Origin of the sequence: Bacillus sp. MUM 13 (genome assembly GCF_001866725.1) — a bacterium.
Lineage (GTDB): Bacteria > Bacillota > Bacilli > Bacillales > DSM-1321 > Peribacillus.
Window position 1 is genome coordinate 1 of the sequence record NZ_MLYQ01000047.1, and the last position, 14,033, is coordinate 14,033.

Annotated in this window: 16 protein-coding genes and 11 tRNA genes; 1 reads left to right on the forward strand and 26 read right to left on the reverse strand. The window is 42.5% G+C overall.

The window, feature by feature from the left end:
- Positions 1 to 23 precede the first annotated feature (23 nt).
- The 12 genes from BIV59_RS13380 to BIV59_RS13435 form a co-directional block, all read right to left on the reverse strand.
- Positions 24 to 97, reverse strand: a tRNA-Gly gene (locus tag BIV59_RS13380).
- A 21-nt stretch (positions 98 to 118) separates the two neighbouring features.
- Positions 119 to 195 (reverse strand) — tRNA-Pro (locus tag BIV59_RS13385).
- Positions 196 to 200: 5 nt separating this feature from the next.
- Positions 201 to 277, reverse strand: a tRNA-Arg gene (locus BIV59_RS13390).
- Positions 278 to 303: 26 nt separating this feature from the next.
- Positions 304 to 389 (reverse strand) — tRNA-Leu (locus tag BIV59_RS13395).
- Positions 390 to 440: 51 nt separating this feature from the next.
- Positions 441 to 525: transfer RNA gene (locus BIV59_RS13400), tRNA-Leu, on the reverse strand.
- 13 nt (positions 526 to 538) lie between these two features.
- A tRNA-Lys gene (locus tag BIV59_RS13405) sits at positions 539 to 614 on the reverse strand.
- Between the two features lie 8 nt (positions 615 to 622).
- Positions 623 to 697, reverse strand: a tRNA-Gln gene (locus tag BIV59_RS13410).
- Positions 698 to 773: 76 nt separating this feature from the next.
- Positions 774 to 849: transfer RNA gene (locus BIV59_RS13415), tRNA-Asp, on the reverse strand.
- A gap of 33 nt (positions 850 to 882) precedes the next feature.
- Positions 883 to 954 (reverse strand) — tRNA-Glu (locus BIV59_RS13420).
- A gap of 21 nt (positions 955 to 975) precedes the next feature.
- A tRNA-Ser gene (locus BIV59_RS13425) sits at positions 976 to 1,066 on the reverse strand.
- Positions 1,067 to 1,072: 6 nt separating this feature from the next.
- Positions 1,073 to 1,147, reverse strand: a tRNA-Asn gene (locus BIV59_RS13430).
- Positions 1,148 to 1,296: 149 nt separating this feature from the next.
- The gene (locus tag BIV59_RS13435) at positions 1,297 to 1,758 is read right to left on the reverse strand and encodes a SprT family protein (RefSeq protein ID WP_083392171.1); all 462 of its coding nucleotides are present in this window, start codon (positions 1,756 to 1,758) and stop codon (positions 1,297 to 1,299) included.
- 105 nt (positions 1,759 to 1,863) lie between these two features.
- On the opposite strand from BIV59_RS13435, the gene cmpA reads away from it, so the two are divergent.
- Positions 1,864 to 1,983 carry a cortex morphogenetic protein CmpA gene (cmpA, locus tag BIV59_RS23270; RefSeq protein ID WP_090991213.1) on the forward strand — a complete coding sequence of 40 codons (120 nt, stop codon included), beginning with the start codon at positions 1,864 to 1,866 and terminating at the stop codon, positions 1,981 to 1,983.
- 54 nt (positions 1,984 to 2,037) lie between these two features.
- Here cmpA and BIV59_RS13440 read toward each other — a convergent pair whose 3' ends face one another.
- The 14 genes from BIV59_RS13440 to acpS form a co-directional block, all read right to left on the reverse strand.
- Positions 2,038 to 4,224, reverse strand: a complete 2,187-nt coding sequence (locus BIV59_RS13440) for a Tex family protein (protein WP_071352000.1) — start codon at positions 4,222 to 4,224, stop codon at positions 2,038 to 2,040.
- A gap of 428 nt (positions 4,225 to 4,652) precedes the next feature.
- Complete coding sequence (locus BIV59_RS13445) at positions 4,653 to 5,261, reverse strand: SpoIIE family protein phosphatase (protein WP_071352001.1); 609 nt, start codon at positions 5,259 to 5,261, stop codon at positions 4,653 to 4,655.
- On the reverse strand, positions 5,258 to 6,049 hold the full coding sequence (gene sigB, locus BIV59_RS13450) for an RNA polymerase sigma factor SigB (RefSeq protein ID WP_071352002.1): 792 nt from the start codon (positions 6,047 to 6,049) through the stop codon (positions 5,258 to 5,260). The genes BIV59_RS13445 and sigB overlap by 4 nt, the downstream gene beginning before the upstream one ends.
- Positions 6,027 to 6,500: an anti-sigma B factor RsbW gene (rsbW, locus tag BIV59_RS13455; protein WP_071352003.1), complete on the reverse strand. Its 474-nt coding sequence runs from the start codon at positions 6,498 to 6,500 to the stop codon at positions 6,027 to 6,029. The genes sigB and rsbW overlap by 23 nt, the downstream gene beginning before the upstream one ends.
- A complete protein-coding gene (locus BIV59_RS13460; protein WP_071352004.1) occupies positions 6,497 to 6,829 on the reverse strand; it encodes an anti-sigma factor antagonist in 333 nt (110 codons plus the stop codon). Before BIV59_RS13460 ends, rsbW begins: the two co-directional genes overlap by 4 nt.
- A gap of 71 nt (positions 6,830 to 6,900) precedes the next feature.
- A complete protein-coding gene (locus BIV59_RS13465) occupies positions 6,901 to 7,911 on the reverse strand; it encodes a PP2C family protein-serine/threonine phosphatase (protein ID WP_071352005.1) in 1,011 nt (336 codons plus the stop codon).
- 12 nt (positions 7,912 to 7,923) lie between these two features.
- Positions 7,924 to 8,325 (reverse strand): anti-sigma regulatory factor, encoded by a 402-nt coding sequence (locus BIV59_RS13470; RefSeq protein WP_071352006.1) that lies wholly within the window; start codon positions 8,323 to 8,325, stop codon positions 7,924 to 7,926.
- Between the two features lie 4 nt (positions 8,326 to 8,329).
- Positions 8,330 to 8,686, reverse strand: coding sequence for an STAS domain-containing protein (locus tag BIV59_RS13475; RefSeq protein WP_071352007.1), 357 nt, complete (start codon positions 8,684 to 8,686; stop codon positions 8,330 to 8,332).
- Complete coding sequence (locus BIV59_RS13480; RefSeq protein ID WP_071352008.1) at positions 8,683 to 9,516, reverse strand: RsbT co-antagonist protein RsbRA; 834 nt, start codon at positions 9,514 to 9,516, stop codon at positions 8,683 to 8,685. The genes BIV59_RS13475 and BIV59_RS13480 overlap by 4 nt, the downstream gene beginning before the upstream one ends.
- Before the next feature lie 499 nt (positions 9,517 to 10,015).
- A complete protein-coding gene (locus BIV59_RS13485; RefSeq protein ID WP_071352039.1) occupies positions 10,016 to 10,366 on the reverse strand; it encodes a type II toxin-antitoxin system PemK/MazF family toxin in 351 nt (116 codons plus the stop codon).
- Between the two features lie 7 nt (positions 10,367 to 10,373).
- Complete coding sequence (locus BIV59_RS13490) at positions 10,374 to 10,655, reverse strand: CopG family ribbon-helix-helix protein (protein WP_071352009.1); 282 nt, start codon at positions 10,653 to 10,655, stop codon at positions 10,374 to 10,376.
- A gap of 227 nt (positions 10,656 to 10,882) precedes the next feature.
- Positions 10,883 to 12,043 carry an alanine racemase gene (gene alr / locus BIV59_RS13495; RefSeq protein WP_240501903.1) on the reverse strand — a complete coding sequence of 387 codons (1,161 nt, stop codon included), beginning with the start codon at positions 12,041 to 12,043 and terminating at the stop codon, positions 10,883 to 10,885.
- Positions 12,044 to 12,396: 353 nt separating this feature from the next.
- Complete coding sequence (locus tag BIV59_RS13500) at positions 12,397 to 13,404, reverse strand: LolA family protein (RefSeq protein ID WP_071352040.1); 1,008 nt, start codon at positions 13,402 to 13,404, stop codon at positions 12,397 to 12,399.
- A gap of 255 nt (positions 13,405 to 13,659) precedes the next feature.
- On the reverse strand, positions 13,660 to 14,016 hold the full coding sequence (gene acpS / locus BIV59_RS13505; protein WP_071352011.1) for a holo-ACP synthase: 357 nt from the start codon (positions 14,014 to 14,016) through the stop codon (positions 13,660 to 13,662).
- Positions 14,017 to 14,033 lie beyond the last annotated feature (17 nt).

The following is a 14,033-nucleotide window of genomic DNA, read 5'->3' on the forward strand; positions in this document are numbered from 1 at the left end:
TTCAGTTTTCAAAGAGCAATAATTGGAGCGGGTGATGAGAATCGAACTCACGACATCAGCTTGGAAGGCTGAGGTTTTACCATTAAACTACACCCGCATATTAAATTCATTGAGGAAATGGTCGGGAAGACAGGATTCGAACCTGCGACCCCTTGGTCCCAAACCAAGTGCTCTACCAAGCTGAGCTACTTCCCGCAATATGGCGCGCCCGAAAGGAGTCGAACCCATAACCTTCTGATCCGTAGTCAGACGCTCTATCCAATTGAGCTACGGGCGCATTTTTAAAATGTTCTATAATAAATTTGGTGCGGCCGAGAGGACTTGAACCTCCACGGGGTTGCCCCCACTAGGCCCTCAACCTAGCGCGTCTGCCATTCCGCCACGACCGCAAAGCAGCAAGAATAAATAAAACAGATTTGACAAATGTGTCAAGATGAATATGGTGCGGGTGAAGGGACTTGAACCCCCACGCCTTGCGGCGCCAGATCCTAAGTCTGGTGCGTCTGCCAATTCCGCCACACCCGCATATTCATATAAATGGTGAGCCATGAAGGATTCGAACCTTCGACCCTCTGATTAAAAGTCAGATGCTCTACCAACTGAGCTAATGGCTCGAAAAAAATGGCTGGGCTAGCTGGATTCGAACCAACGCATGACGGAGTCAAAGTCCGTTGCCTTACCGCTTGGCTATAGCCCAATAAAAATCAGAAGCACAGGATAATATTATAACACACACTCACTATATTATGCAATACTTTTTTTAAAAATAAAAATGGCGGTCCCGACGGGAATCGAACCCGCGATCTCCTGCGTGACAGGCAGGCATGTTAACCGCTACACCACGGGACCATGAATGATAATATTAGAAGACCTTCGTCTTAATGACCCATACGGGATTCGAACCCGTGTTACCGCCGTGAAAGGGCGGTGTCTTAACCGCTTGACCAATGGGCCTTTTATGTAAATAAGTCCGGCTGGCGGAGAAGGAGGGATTTGAACCCTCGCGCCGCTTACGCGACCTACACCCTTAGCAGGGGCGCCTCTTCAGCCTCTTGAGTACTTCCCCAAAAAATGGCTCCGCAGGTAGGACTCGAACCTACGACCGTTCGGTTAACAGCCGAATGCTCTACCACTGAGCTACTGCGGAATAATAAGGTTTTAAGTGCCGCATCAACGTGTTGTTGTTTTGTCGACTCTTTAGATTATATAGACGATTACTCACGAAGTCAACACTATTTTTAATTTTTTTATATTCACTTTAATCGGCAGGACATTCTTACGCTTTCCCCGCTGTTTTCACTCTAAAAACACCAGTCTCCCTTTACATTTGCCGCACACATATCTGGCTGTATCCACCCGTCTTCTGCGTATATAAATCTGCCTGCATTCCAGGCATTCATATTTTAAGATCTTTTTTGGCTTCGCTGCCTTTTTTGCTTCTTCTTCTAAAGGTTTGCAGAATCTCGGTGCACCTACTTTATTTAATAACTCCCTGAAATCCCGGTCGCGGTGCTTATATCCTTTTTTCTCAAGATGAAGATGGTAGTGGCATAATTCATGCTTGATAATCCCGATTAATTCCTCCATGCCTCTTTCTTCAAAATACTTTTTATTAATCTCTATATTATGTGATAACAGCAAGTATCTGCCGCCAGTAGTTTTAAGACGGTGATTAAAAATAGCATTATGCGAAAAAGGTTTATTGAAGTCTTTTTCGGAGATTTCCTCCACGAGCATTTGAAGCTCACGATTATCCAACGCACTCTTCCTTTCTTCTTGTATCGTGACAACCCATTATAACATACACTCTTGTAAGGACTTCTTTTCCTGAAGCCTAAATGAATTATTTAAAGGGGTGTACTCATGCCTAAATGGTTTCAAAACCAAATGCGGAGAGCATTTTATGAAAAAGATTATCAGCAAATTAAGATTCTGAATCAATGCTGGTTTTTTTATACAAATAAAGAAAGCTATCGTTCCTGAGTACAATAAAAAAACCTCCCTCCCAAATATAACGGAAGGAAGGCAGACCTGTTTTTAACTCTTATCGGGACTGAGCATTGTCAGGGCAACTCTTTGTTTTTGCGCATCAACATGATCCACCCAAACAGTGACTACATCCCCTACCGATACCACGTCTAATGGATGCTTGACGAAACGGCTGCTTAGCTTGGAAATGTGCACGAGTCCATCCTGTTTAACGCCAATGTCTACGAACGCGCCAAAATCTACTACATTGCGCACTGTTCCTTGAAGCTCCATACCGGTTTGCAAATCTTCCATCTTAAGCACATCCTGCTTGAGCAGCGGCTTTGGCAAATCATCCCGAGGATCTCTTCCCGGTTTCATTAGTGCATCTATAATGTCCTTTAAGGTAATCTCCCCGATTCCAAGTTCCTCTGATACCTCTTTAATATTAAGAGTGACAAGCACTTTGTTGAGGTCCTCATTCCCCAGATCACCAGAACTATAACCAACCTTATGAAGCAATTGATTCACTGCCTGGTAATTTTCCGGATGAATGGATGTTTGATCAAGCGGTTCATCTCCATTTATTATTCTTAAAAACCCGATGCACTGCTCATACGTCTTGGCTCCGAGCCTCGGAATATTCTTTAGCTCTTTACGGCTTGTAAAGCGCCCTTCTTCGTCGCGTTTCTTTACAATGTTTTGTGCGACTGCTTTGGAAAGCCCTGCTACATATTGCAATAGGGAGGAAGATGCTGTATTAACATTGACGCCTACCTGGTTAACCGCTGTTTCTACTACAAATGATAGCGAGTCAGAAAGTTTTTTCTGCGAAACATCATGCTGATACTGTCCGACCCCCACTGATTTAGGATCAATTTTTACAAGCTCAGCTAAAGGATCCTGAAGTCTTCTGCCGATGGAAACTGCACTTCTTTCTTCTACCTGCAGATCCGGAAACTCCTCACGCGCTATGTCAGAAGCAGAATAAACGCTTGCTCCGGCTTCATTTACAATGATATACGCAATGCCATTTCCTGATTCCTTTAATATTTCCGCGATTAACTGCTCTGTTTCTCTTGATGCAGTGCCATTTCCGATGGCTACTATTTCTACGCTGAATGCTTTTAGCAGTTCTTTAATCTTTTCCTTTGCCGCTTCTTTTTTAGCTGCTGGAGGATGGGGATAAATCACGCTGATATCCATTACTTTACCTGTCTCGTTGATAACCGCCATTTTGCAGCCCGTCCGAAAAGCAGGATCTACAGCAAGAACTGTCTTTCCTTTAAGCGGAGGCTGCAGTAGCAGGTTCCGGAGATTTTCCGAGAAGATATGAATGGCTTGGTTCTCTGCTTTTTCCGTTAGCTCTTTTCTAATTTCCCTTTCAATTGAAGGAAATATCAGCCGTTTGAAGCTGTCTTCTAAAGCTTCTCTGACAAAACCGGCCGCTGTGGAATGGCTGGATTTTATAATTCTTTTTTCCATATAACGAAGGATGGCCTCTCCATCAGGGTGAATGGATATCTTCAAGACATCTTCCTTTTCTCCCCTGTTCAATGCCAATATTCGATGAGGCACAATTTTTTGTACAGGTTCTTCATACTCATAGTACATTTCAAAAACTTTTTTCTCATCCTCGCCATTGTTTTTAACAGCCGAAATCAATCTGCCTTTTTTAAAGGTCTCTTCTCTAATCCATTTCCTTAGAGATGCATCATCCGATATCTGCTCTGCAATAATGTCTTTGGCCCCGTTGATTGCTTCTTCAGGCGCAGTCAGGCCGTTTTCATCCGTAAGGAATTGCGCCGCTTTTTCGTGAACATCCTCGCCCTGCGGGAATTCCATCAGCCAGACAGCAAGCGGCTCTAGCCCGTTTTCCTTTGCTGCAGTTGCTTTTGTCCTTCTTTTCTGCTTATATGGACGGTATAAATCCTCTACTTCCTGAAGCTTCTCAGAAGCCTCAATTCGCTTCTTTAACTCATCTGTTAATTTTCCCTGTTCCTCAATTATCCGGATTACCTCACCCTTTCTCTGGCCAAGCGCCTCCAGATAATTAGAACGTTCCATAATTGAACGGATTTGCACCTCATCAAGAGAACCTGTCATTTCTTTTCTATATCGTGCAATAAAAGGCACTGTATTTCCGTCTTGAAGCATCGCAATAACATTTTGGACCTGATGTGCTTTCAAGGTTAATTCTTTCGCAATTTGTGCGATCAAAGCTTTTTGGGCAGTAATTTCACTTATCAAGAGCATTTCCTCCAAGCATCGTTTATCTTTTCTTCTTTATCCGCATGAACGGGCATGTTTGGCCCTGCATACTGAAGTTTCCCTTACAGCATATCAAATGTAAATCTATGTTGCTAATATGTATGGCATCAATCAATATGGTTTTTCAACAGGAAGACACACTGCTCTCCTGTGATGATTAACGTTCCGATCACTATTGTGCCGAAATCCATATCAATCTTTAAAAGTAAAAAAATAAAAGGATTTTTTCTTAAAAATTATAGATTTTTATTGAGTCCTGTAAAATGCGATTTCCATAAGTGAGGTTGATTGAAGAGAGACTTCTGCTTAGATTAGCGGGAAGGGAGCATCCTACACCGGAAATCAACCCGTTCCATAACACTAGTTTACGAAAACCGCCAAATAAAAAAACAAAAAGCTTACCTTCACTAAAATCATGAAAGTAAGCTTCCCAGGATAAATGTAGTATCATCAGATTCCATTGTATTATTCTGCAGAATGTGATGTGCGTTTTGTTCAAGAGAATAATGCCTCTTCAAAATGGATTTAGCTCCTTGAAGCTGCAAACCATCGGAATGAAGAAGAAACTTGGCATGTGGCTCATATTTATATCTTTGTGTATGATACTTTTGTTTTCTTCCTGATAAATAGCCTGTAACAGGAAGAGGATAAACAAGTTTGTCTGACTGAGGATTATATAGAAAGAAACGAATATTGCCAACAGAGCTATAAACAAATTCTTTCGTGTCATAATAAATCTTCAGAATAGAAACGACAGCTCCCCTTTTGTTTACCAGGGAACTGTTGCAATTCGCCATTAGGGTTTCTACCCCTTTGCTGTGGTTCTTCTTTACTTCTTCAATAACTGCATGGGAAGACTCATATGCAAACTTGCCGCTGCCTAAGCCATCTGCCAGAACACAAAGGAAGTACTCCTTTGTTTGGCAGATAAAATAATCATCTCCGCAATATGGCATATCATCCTTAGAGGACTGAGAGGCGAGCACTTCGATTTCCGTTTCGCGCAGCACTTCTTTAATCATTGGACAAACTCCGTGTTGCTTTCCGCATTTATAGCTTCCTGCAGTTTTTTAATTGCTCTTCTCTGCAGACGGGAAACATGCATTTGAGAAATTCCAAGCTTTTCTCCAGCTTCTTTTTGGCTTAAATTCTCCAAATAGGTGTACTGGATGATTTTCTTTTCTCTTTCACTCAGCACATGAAGTACCTTTTCAAGCACCATACGCTGATTGACCTTTTCAAATCCTTCATCAACATTTCCAAAGATATCAAGCAGGGTAACAGTTCCGCCGTCAGAGTCCGCCTCAATCGAATGATCCACAGACAATGCCTGATAGCTCTTGCCCATCTCCATCGCTTCCAGTATCTCTTCTTCAGGGACATCCAGATGAAGGGCAATTTCCTCGATTCTCGGGGAACGATGAAGCTCTGTAGTCAGTTCTTCAACGGTGACCCTTATCTTCGGACCAAGCTCTTTAATTCTTCTTGGAACATGGACACTCCAGGTTTTATCCCGCAGAAATCTTTTAATTTCACCAATAATTGTAGGAACCGCAAATGCCTCAAAGCTTTTGCCAAATGACTCATCATACCTCCGGATTGCACCAAGCAGCCCAATCATCCCTACCTGAGAAATATCTTCCTGAAAAGACTTTCCCTTGGAATACTTTCGTGCAATGGTTTCAACCAGGCCTTGATAATGCAGCACCAGCTGATTCTGGGCCTCATCATCCTGGTTAAGCTGATAAGCTCTGATCCATTCATTTACTTTTTCCTTTACCGCCGGATTAGGTTGAGAGTGTTTTTGCATCCATCTCCACCTGCTCTCCTTCTAGAAACTTAGTCATAAAGACTGTAACCCCTTCATGCTGGTGAATTTTCACCTCGTCCATCAGGGTTTCAATGAGATAAAGACCAAGGCCTCCTTCTCTCAGGAATTCTACGTTATTTCCTTTTTCATATGGTCCGATGCCTTGGCGCACTTCATCGAAATTGCAGCTCTTTCCATTATCGGAAACCATAACTTCAAGGCGGTCTTCATAAAGGCCAAACCCAATAATTACTTCGCCTTTATCCATTTCCTTATATGCATGCTGCACAGCGTTGGTACATGCCTCACTGGTGGCTATTTTCAAATCTTCAATTTCGTCATAGGAGAATCCCATCCGGCTGGCAATTCCAGAAAGCGTCAAACGAATGACTCCAATGAAATCCGGTTTTGCAGGTATCTTCATTTCGATGTATTCGTATGTCTGACTCATTCTAACCCACCCTCTGCACTACTTTTTATATCAATAATGTCTGCAAGGCCTGTTATGTCGAAAAGACGGCGCAAACGTTCAGATAAGCCAATAAGCCTGAAATTTCCGTCGTGGGCTTTTACGCTTTTAAATAATCCTACAAATACCCCAAGACCTGTACTATCCATATAGGATACTTCGCTAAGATCTATTACCAATGATATTTGATTCTGCTCAGAAAGAGGAAATAAGGATTCTCTAAGCTTCGGAGCAGTATAAGCATCAATTTCGCCTTTAACTTGCACTTCAACCTGCGAATTGTTGTCTTGAACGTCAATATTTATATTCATCTAATTTAACCCACCTCTTCAATCCTTAATTACATGCTATCGCCATATATAAATACCCTGTTTCAGGAGAGTTAAACCTCTCTTTTCATTACAATTAAAGTGAAATCGTCACGCAGCTGGAAATTCTGCATTCGTTCTAGCTGTCTGTATATATTATTTACTATATCCTGTGCTTTTAAATGTATATTTTTTTGTATATATTCAACAAGGGTTTCTCTTTCAATGAATCCCTCGCTCGTGCGGCACTCTGTTACGCCATCTGACAGCAGCACAATCAAATCGCCAGGCTCGACATTTTTCTCATATTGGCGGTAGCTTGTTTTCTTCTCCACGCCCAAAAGGAGTCCTTTTGCTGTGAGATCCGAGAATTCTTTCGTTTCTGCATTATAATAAAATCCCGGTTCATGCCCTGCTGCAGCATAAGAAAATACATGCTTCCTAGGATTGTATAGCCCATAAAACATCGTGATAAACATGCTGGGATCTACGTTGTGCTCCACTACCCGGTTCAAGCTTTCCAGCACGCTGCTCGGAGCATGCCGGTGCTCAGGAAGGCTATCCATTGCATATTTGATCATGGACATGCAAAGTGCAGCAGGTATGCCTTTTCCGATTACATCGGCAATCGCAACACCAATGCACTCATTTTCATCCTGGACAAAATGATAGTAATCACCGCTCATCTGCCTCGCAGGAACGCTGATTGCGCCAATTTCTAGTCCGTCAATAACCGGTATGCTTGTTTCAAGCAATGTATGCTGGACATTGGCCGCAATTTCAATTTCTGATTTCAGTTCCTGCTGCTGATGCCGCAAACTCTGATGCTCTCTGTATGCAATTCCATATCCCATCATAACCTCAAGCAAGAAGTCCATTGAGTTAAGGACCTTTTCGGGTGTATCAGGACAAATTTCCAGAAGAATGCTTTTGTGCAGACTGATGATTTCTTCTGGGGATATCTTAGATTCAATTGTTTTTCTGCTGATCTTCTGCCCTTGATACAACGCTTGTTCCGTTTGGTCTTGCAAATAGGTAGAGAGAGCTTCACGGTACTTTTCTTCCATGTTCTCTCTAAAGTTCATAGTTCCCCCCCCTTAGCGGAGCCATTTGGTTGCACGGATTTCCGTGCCCTTTCCGGGAACGGAATCGATGTCAAACTCATCCATCAGGCGTTTAACACCCGGAAGGCCTGCTCCAAGTCCCCCGGAGGTCGTAAAGCCATCCTCCATCACCTTTCGAATGTCCTGTATTCCAGGACCTTCATCCGCTGCGATGATTTTGAGGCCTGATTTCCCGCTGTCAAAAATCTTTTCTATACATACACTGCCTTGTCCGGCATATAAATATATGTTCCTGGCGAGTTCACTTATTGCTGTAGTGATTCTAGCCTGGTCAACCGTACCAAATCCCAGCTCTTTGGCAACATTTCGCCCAAGCTGGCGAGCCGCTACGATGTCCCATTCATTGATAATTTTCACGCAGGATTGGAACTCCATACATTTAATCCCCCAGTTCCTGTTGTAATTTCTCCAGGCCTTTCTCTAAATCTAGAGCTGTAAGGACATCATCTAGAGTAATGCCTAGTTCAATTAAAGTAATCGCAACAGCCGGCTGGATCCCGGTAATTACAACTTTTGCTCCCATCAGCTTAGACATGCTGAAAACATCGCCTAAAACCTTGGCAATAAAAGAATCAATGAAATCAATGGAGGTAATATCAATAACAACGCCATTTGCGCTTGTTTCATGGATCTTATGAAGCAAATCCTCCTGGAATTGCAGCGCAGTCGCGTCATCCAGCTCCCATTGAATAGAGACCAAAAGGCAATCATACAATTTTAATATCGGAATCCTCATGATTCTTCCTCCACATCCACAATCTTGCGGCTTGTAAGTTCCAGTGCAGCTTCAATCCCTTTTTTCAGGGTGTTTTTAGTTACCACTTCATTTAGGTTAATGCCCAGGTTGACAATGGTCTGGGCAATTTCAGGCCGGATTCCGCAGAGCATGCACTTAGCTCCTACCAGCCGGACAGCTTCGGCAGCCTGAATGATATGATGCGCTACCATGGTATCCACTACAGGGACTCCTGTGATATCAATCAAGACTACTTCGGAACGATGCTTCACTGCCCCGACAAGCAGATTCTCCATAATCTGTTTCGCTCTTTCCGTATCTATGGTGCCGATAAGCGGCATGACAGTGATTCCTTCAAGTACAGGAATCAGCGGCGCAGAAAGCTCCTGAAGCGCTATCCTCTGGAGGGAAACCGTTCTTTCCCATGTTTGGGTATACATATCTACTATCTCATTATTTAAAGGGGCTGACCACTCGTCAAGTTCCTTAATGATAGATGATATTTCGTCAGGGGGCACTTGCCCCTGATTTAGAAGGCCAGTAAGCACGATTCTGGTGAATTTATGCAATCCATCATTCACGAATGTCAAAGGCCACCCCAGGCGGACCACCTTTTCTGCAAAGTCATTCAGCTTTGCTGAAAATTCTTCGTTGTTATTTTCTGTATTGGTAATAATCACATCTATAAATTCACTGCTTGTTTGGCTGAACATGTTATCAGAAACAATTTTCAGCAGCCTGCCGTCTGCATTCCGCTTCATCATTTCCATCCATTCAGACAGGATATGATCGTGATTTTTCGTAATAAAATCGTAAACCAGCTGATTCATATTTTCCTCCCATTCTATCACAATCGCCAAAAATGATATAACTCCGGCACGCCCCTGCTAAAACGGCAAGGATTTTTAGGCAAAGTTGTGAATGACTGCAAATCTTTGAATCCTTCTTTTATTTACAGGGTCATTTCTTAGAAAATAACCTCTTTGATCTTCAAATAATCTTCTTTCCTACATTTTCACTATATAGCGTTGTCCTTTCATTCGTCAAATGATAGTGTATTCCCTGCAAAAAATGCAGAACAAGAGAAAAAATAGGAAAAAGACGGTATCGGAACACCATAAAGCAAGAAGGCCTGTCCTTTGGATACCAGGAAAAACTGCTCCATCCGCAGGTACAATCTTGAGCGCCCTTGGCAGAGACCATCAAAATTGCAAAAACGGCTCCAGTATTCTGGAACCGTTTGTTCGCCCGCATTACGGACCATGATAAAAATATAATAAAGGCCTAAAGGATTATTTTGTTCATATCCAGACTTTCCCAGACTTTCTTTTAAAAATCAACCAGACCCAGGCTGATCTGCAGTGCATCATTGACTTTCTGCATCATCGGTTCATCGAGATGCGTAATTTTATCTGTCAGGCGCTGCTTATCAATGGTTCGGATTTGTTCTAAAAGAATAACAGAATCACGTTCAAAGCCATATTTCTTTGCATTGATTTCAACATGTGTAGGCAGTTTGGCCTTTTGGATCTGCGCTGTAATTGCTGCCACGATTACAGTGGGACTAAAGCGATTACCGATATCATTCTGTAGAATCAATACCGGGCGTGTTCCGCCTTGTTCAGAGCCCACGACCGGAGACAGGTCTGCGAAGTATACGTCACCACGCTTAACAACAATCAACGGCTCAGCCTCCGCTAGCTAATCGTTCAACGCAATGTCCAGCCTCATATTCTGCCAGGAATGCTTCAGAAGCAATTGTCAAATTAATGGCCGCCATTTCAATATAGCCACGTTTCATTGATTCGCGAAATTCTCTCTTTTTTCGTTCGCGAAGATACATTTTTGTCGCACGATAAATAAATTCGCTGCGATTCACATTTTCTTCACTAACATACCCATCTAATTCGGATAAAAAATTTTGAGGTAATCGGATTAAAATTTCTCTTGTTGCGCTGGATTCAGACACAAACATACACCTCCACCATCACTACACACCTTTAATATATATATCCTTTTTCATATTACCATTAAAACGGCCTTCTGCAAAGAGTATATTCCAAACTCTGTACTATTATCAGCAAAAAAGGATGTGTTCTATTCATATTAAAACAATTTCATAATATAAAAATCAAATCATACAAGATGTGATATAACCTGTTTCTTTTTTCAAGGAAACCTCACCCTAGACCCCAGTCATTTCCAAAGAGTATTGGAAACCTCCGCAGCCTTTCCATTTCTGATATAAACCCTCGGAATGCGCGCTCCCAGCATACATGTAACTTCATAATTAATCGTTTCCAGACGTTTTGCAATGTCATCAGCAGATATGCTTAGCCCTTTGCTTTCCCCAATCAATATAACCTCAGTACCCAGCGGGACTTGCCGGGACAGCTTCACCATGCATTGGTCCATGCAGATTCTCCCTACAATTGGCGCCATTTCTCCTGATACATTCACCTTCAGGCCCTGCAGCCTGCGGATCCAGCCATCTGCATACCCGATTGGAAGCGTAGCGATCCATTCACCATCTTCTTTCGCTGTATAAGTTGCTCCGTAGCTGACACTTTCTCCCTTTTGCAATTTTTTCACATGCACAACTTTCGTTTTAAGAGAGAGAGCGGGCTTCAGCGGGAACGGCAATAGCTCCTTCATTTCCGGGGAAGGACTTAACCCGTACATGGATATACCCATCCTCACTGCATTATAGACAGAATCAGAGAAGCGAAGGGATGCTGCGCTATTTGAGGCATGAATAAGTTCAGGCTTCTTTTTCAGCCAAGACAGCATCTCATTAAATATATTCAGCTGCTTCTGGTAATATGACTTGCTGATTTCATCAGCGGTGGCGAAATGGGTATAAATCCCCTCCAGATAAAACCTTGGATCTTCCTCCAGACTCTTTTCTACTTTTTCCAATTCGTCTTTTGTTTTAATGCCGATGCGCCCCATTCCGCTGTCACATTTTAAATGGAGCTTAAGAGTCTGGCCGTAAGGAATATACTGGCCGGCTTCTCTGATCCAGGTTTCCTGAAACACCGTTAAGGTAATATGGTTCTCGGCCGCAATACCGGCACTTTCAGGTCTTGCCGCCCCAAGCACAAGAATAGGAGCGGAAATTCCCTTTTGTCTTAAAGACAGAGCTTCATCTATAAAAGCTACTGCCAGAAAATCAGCACCGGCTTCCAAAGCTGTTTTTGCCGTTTGCACATCTCCATGTCCATATCCATTAGCCTTGACAACTGCGAAAATTTTCACATTTTCCGGCAGCCTTTTTTTCATCGAAGCAACATTGTCATAGATATGATCCAAATTAATCTCTGCCCACGTATCTCTGTGGAATTTTAGCGTCTCCAAACCTGCAAACCTTCCTTCTTTATATTGCATCCCGTATTTTCTTTTTTCATAGTAATCGTTGTTAGTGTCTGACAGAAACAACCGTGTCATTCAGCCAAAGTTTATGACATTTATTCAGGATTCCTTTATTATAGCAATATTACCGGGGATTTAAAGAAGGGTCCTCCAATTTGAGCGGATTGGACATGCAGAAAATGAGTCGGTGAGGCATCATTAAATCTAAAAAACCGGCACTTGGAAAGCAGGGAACAGAAAAATACCTTTCCGCTGCACAAGGGCCGGGAGAAATTAGTTTTGCGAATTTCCAGACGGCAAAATTCCCGCTAGATCATTTGCATGTATAGGCTTTTAAATTACTTAACAGAATCTCCGCCAACAGATTCTGCGATTGTGACCATTTCTTGTTTAGAGAGGTCTTCAGAAACAAGCGTATAATCCACTCCATCATGCGTCCAGGCAAGTGAGTGTGCAGACATTGCTCCAACTGTATAGCCCAGATCAACAGGCTCTCCATTCATATCAGTCGGAACAATGGTCGTTTCCATCACTTCTGCTTTCTCCTGCACCAGCGTAAAGTTCTTATTGCCTTCGTATGTTAAAACAACCCGTTTCCCATTTTCTGCATCAATTTTCTTTTCTTCTATCAAACTGGATCCAGATAGATCCGCCGGATATTTGACAGAAAAACTGCCGTCCCCGACATTGCCCATTACAGGAACCTCCAATTGGGCGCTTGTCATATTTTTCTTCATATCAAAAGCGTCTTTATCAAAGGTGGTTCCAAACTTTACATTTGAAAACTTCACAGTGACCAGGGTCTTATGGTCCGGATCCATGACCTTTACCTGTACCGGAGACAGGTCTTTTTTATTTAGGGTGATTTCCTGATAAGGAAGCATTTTGTTATTCTGATAACGCGTTTTCGTCTCAAAAATATAATGATTATCTACCGTTTTGAAGGAAGCATTTTTATCCTCAATAATATCCTTCACCAATGACTCATAAAGATATGCCTGGCTGCTGTTTTCCGGCCACTCGCTCTGAAATTTAAAGCTTTTGTTCAAAGCAGGAGTCAGGACATACACTCCTTCATTGTTGCGCAGAATCATCTGGCTCTGTTCCTTTTGGCTGTTTTTCAGATTCACTCTGTAAAAAGAAGGATCTTTATGCCAGATAACAACATTGTAAACCTGTGGCTCTGTTCCCATTTCAAGCGTCATTTTTGCATTCGCTTTATACCCCTTCATGTCAGTAAGCTTCTCGTTCAAGGCACTTACCACGTCTTCCTGCGATTTTTGACCGCAGCCAGAAAGAGCAAACACGAGCAATAGCCCAGTGAAAAGCACAAGCACTTTCTTCATCTTTTCAACCCCTTTTTTTATTGAACTTAAAAAGGGAGAGGAAAAGGCAGGATCCAGACATTGAGGCAACGTTTTTCTCGGCAGGATGATTGGGGTCTTCACAGTTTTGAATGTCTTCTTTCCGGAAGGCATTCACATTTTTCGAGAGCGCTTTTCCTGCAATGTACCTTATACCGGGCCTTGTCTCCCTATAGCAATAAAAGTATATGAAGGGGCCTGGCCATTTATTACCCCATGCTTTTTCACCGGGATTCCCTATTCTGATTCTTCAATAACAACCTGGGCCGCTGCATATTCTGAGCTATGTGTAATTGAAAGATGCACACCCGTGGATATAGGAGCTATGAAGATGGGCTTTCCCTTTGAATCATAAGAAATTTCCATATCCAAAAATGAGAGTTCTTTTCCGATGCCAGTACCATAAGCCTTTGAAAATGCTTCTTTTGCAGAAAACCGGCCGGCAAGAAACTCCATTTTCCTTTTATCCTTTAATTCAGAAAACCTTTTTAATTCGCCGCCCGCCAAAATCCGTTCTGGAAACTTCGGATGCGCTTCAGCAAGCTTTGCGATCCTTGATATTTCAATGATATCCATTCCAATTCCTTTTATCATTCTGTTTCCGCTCCCTT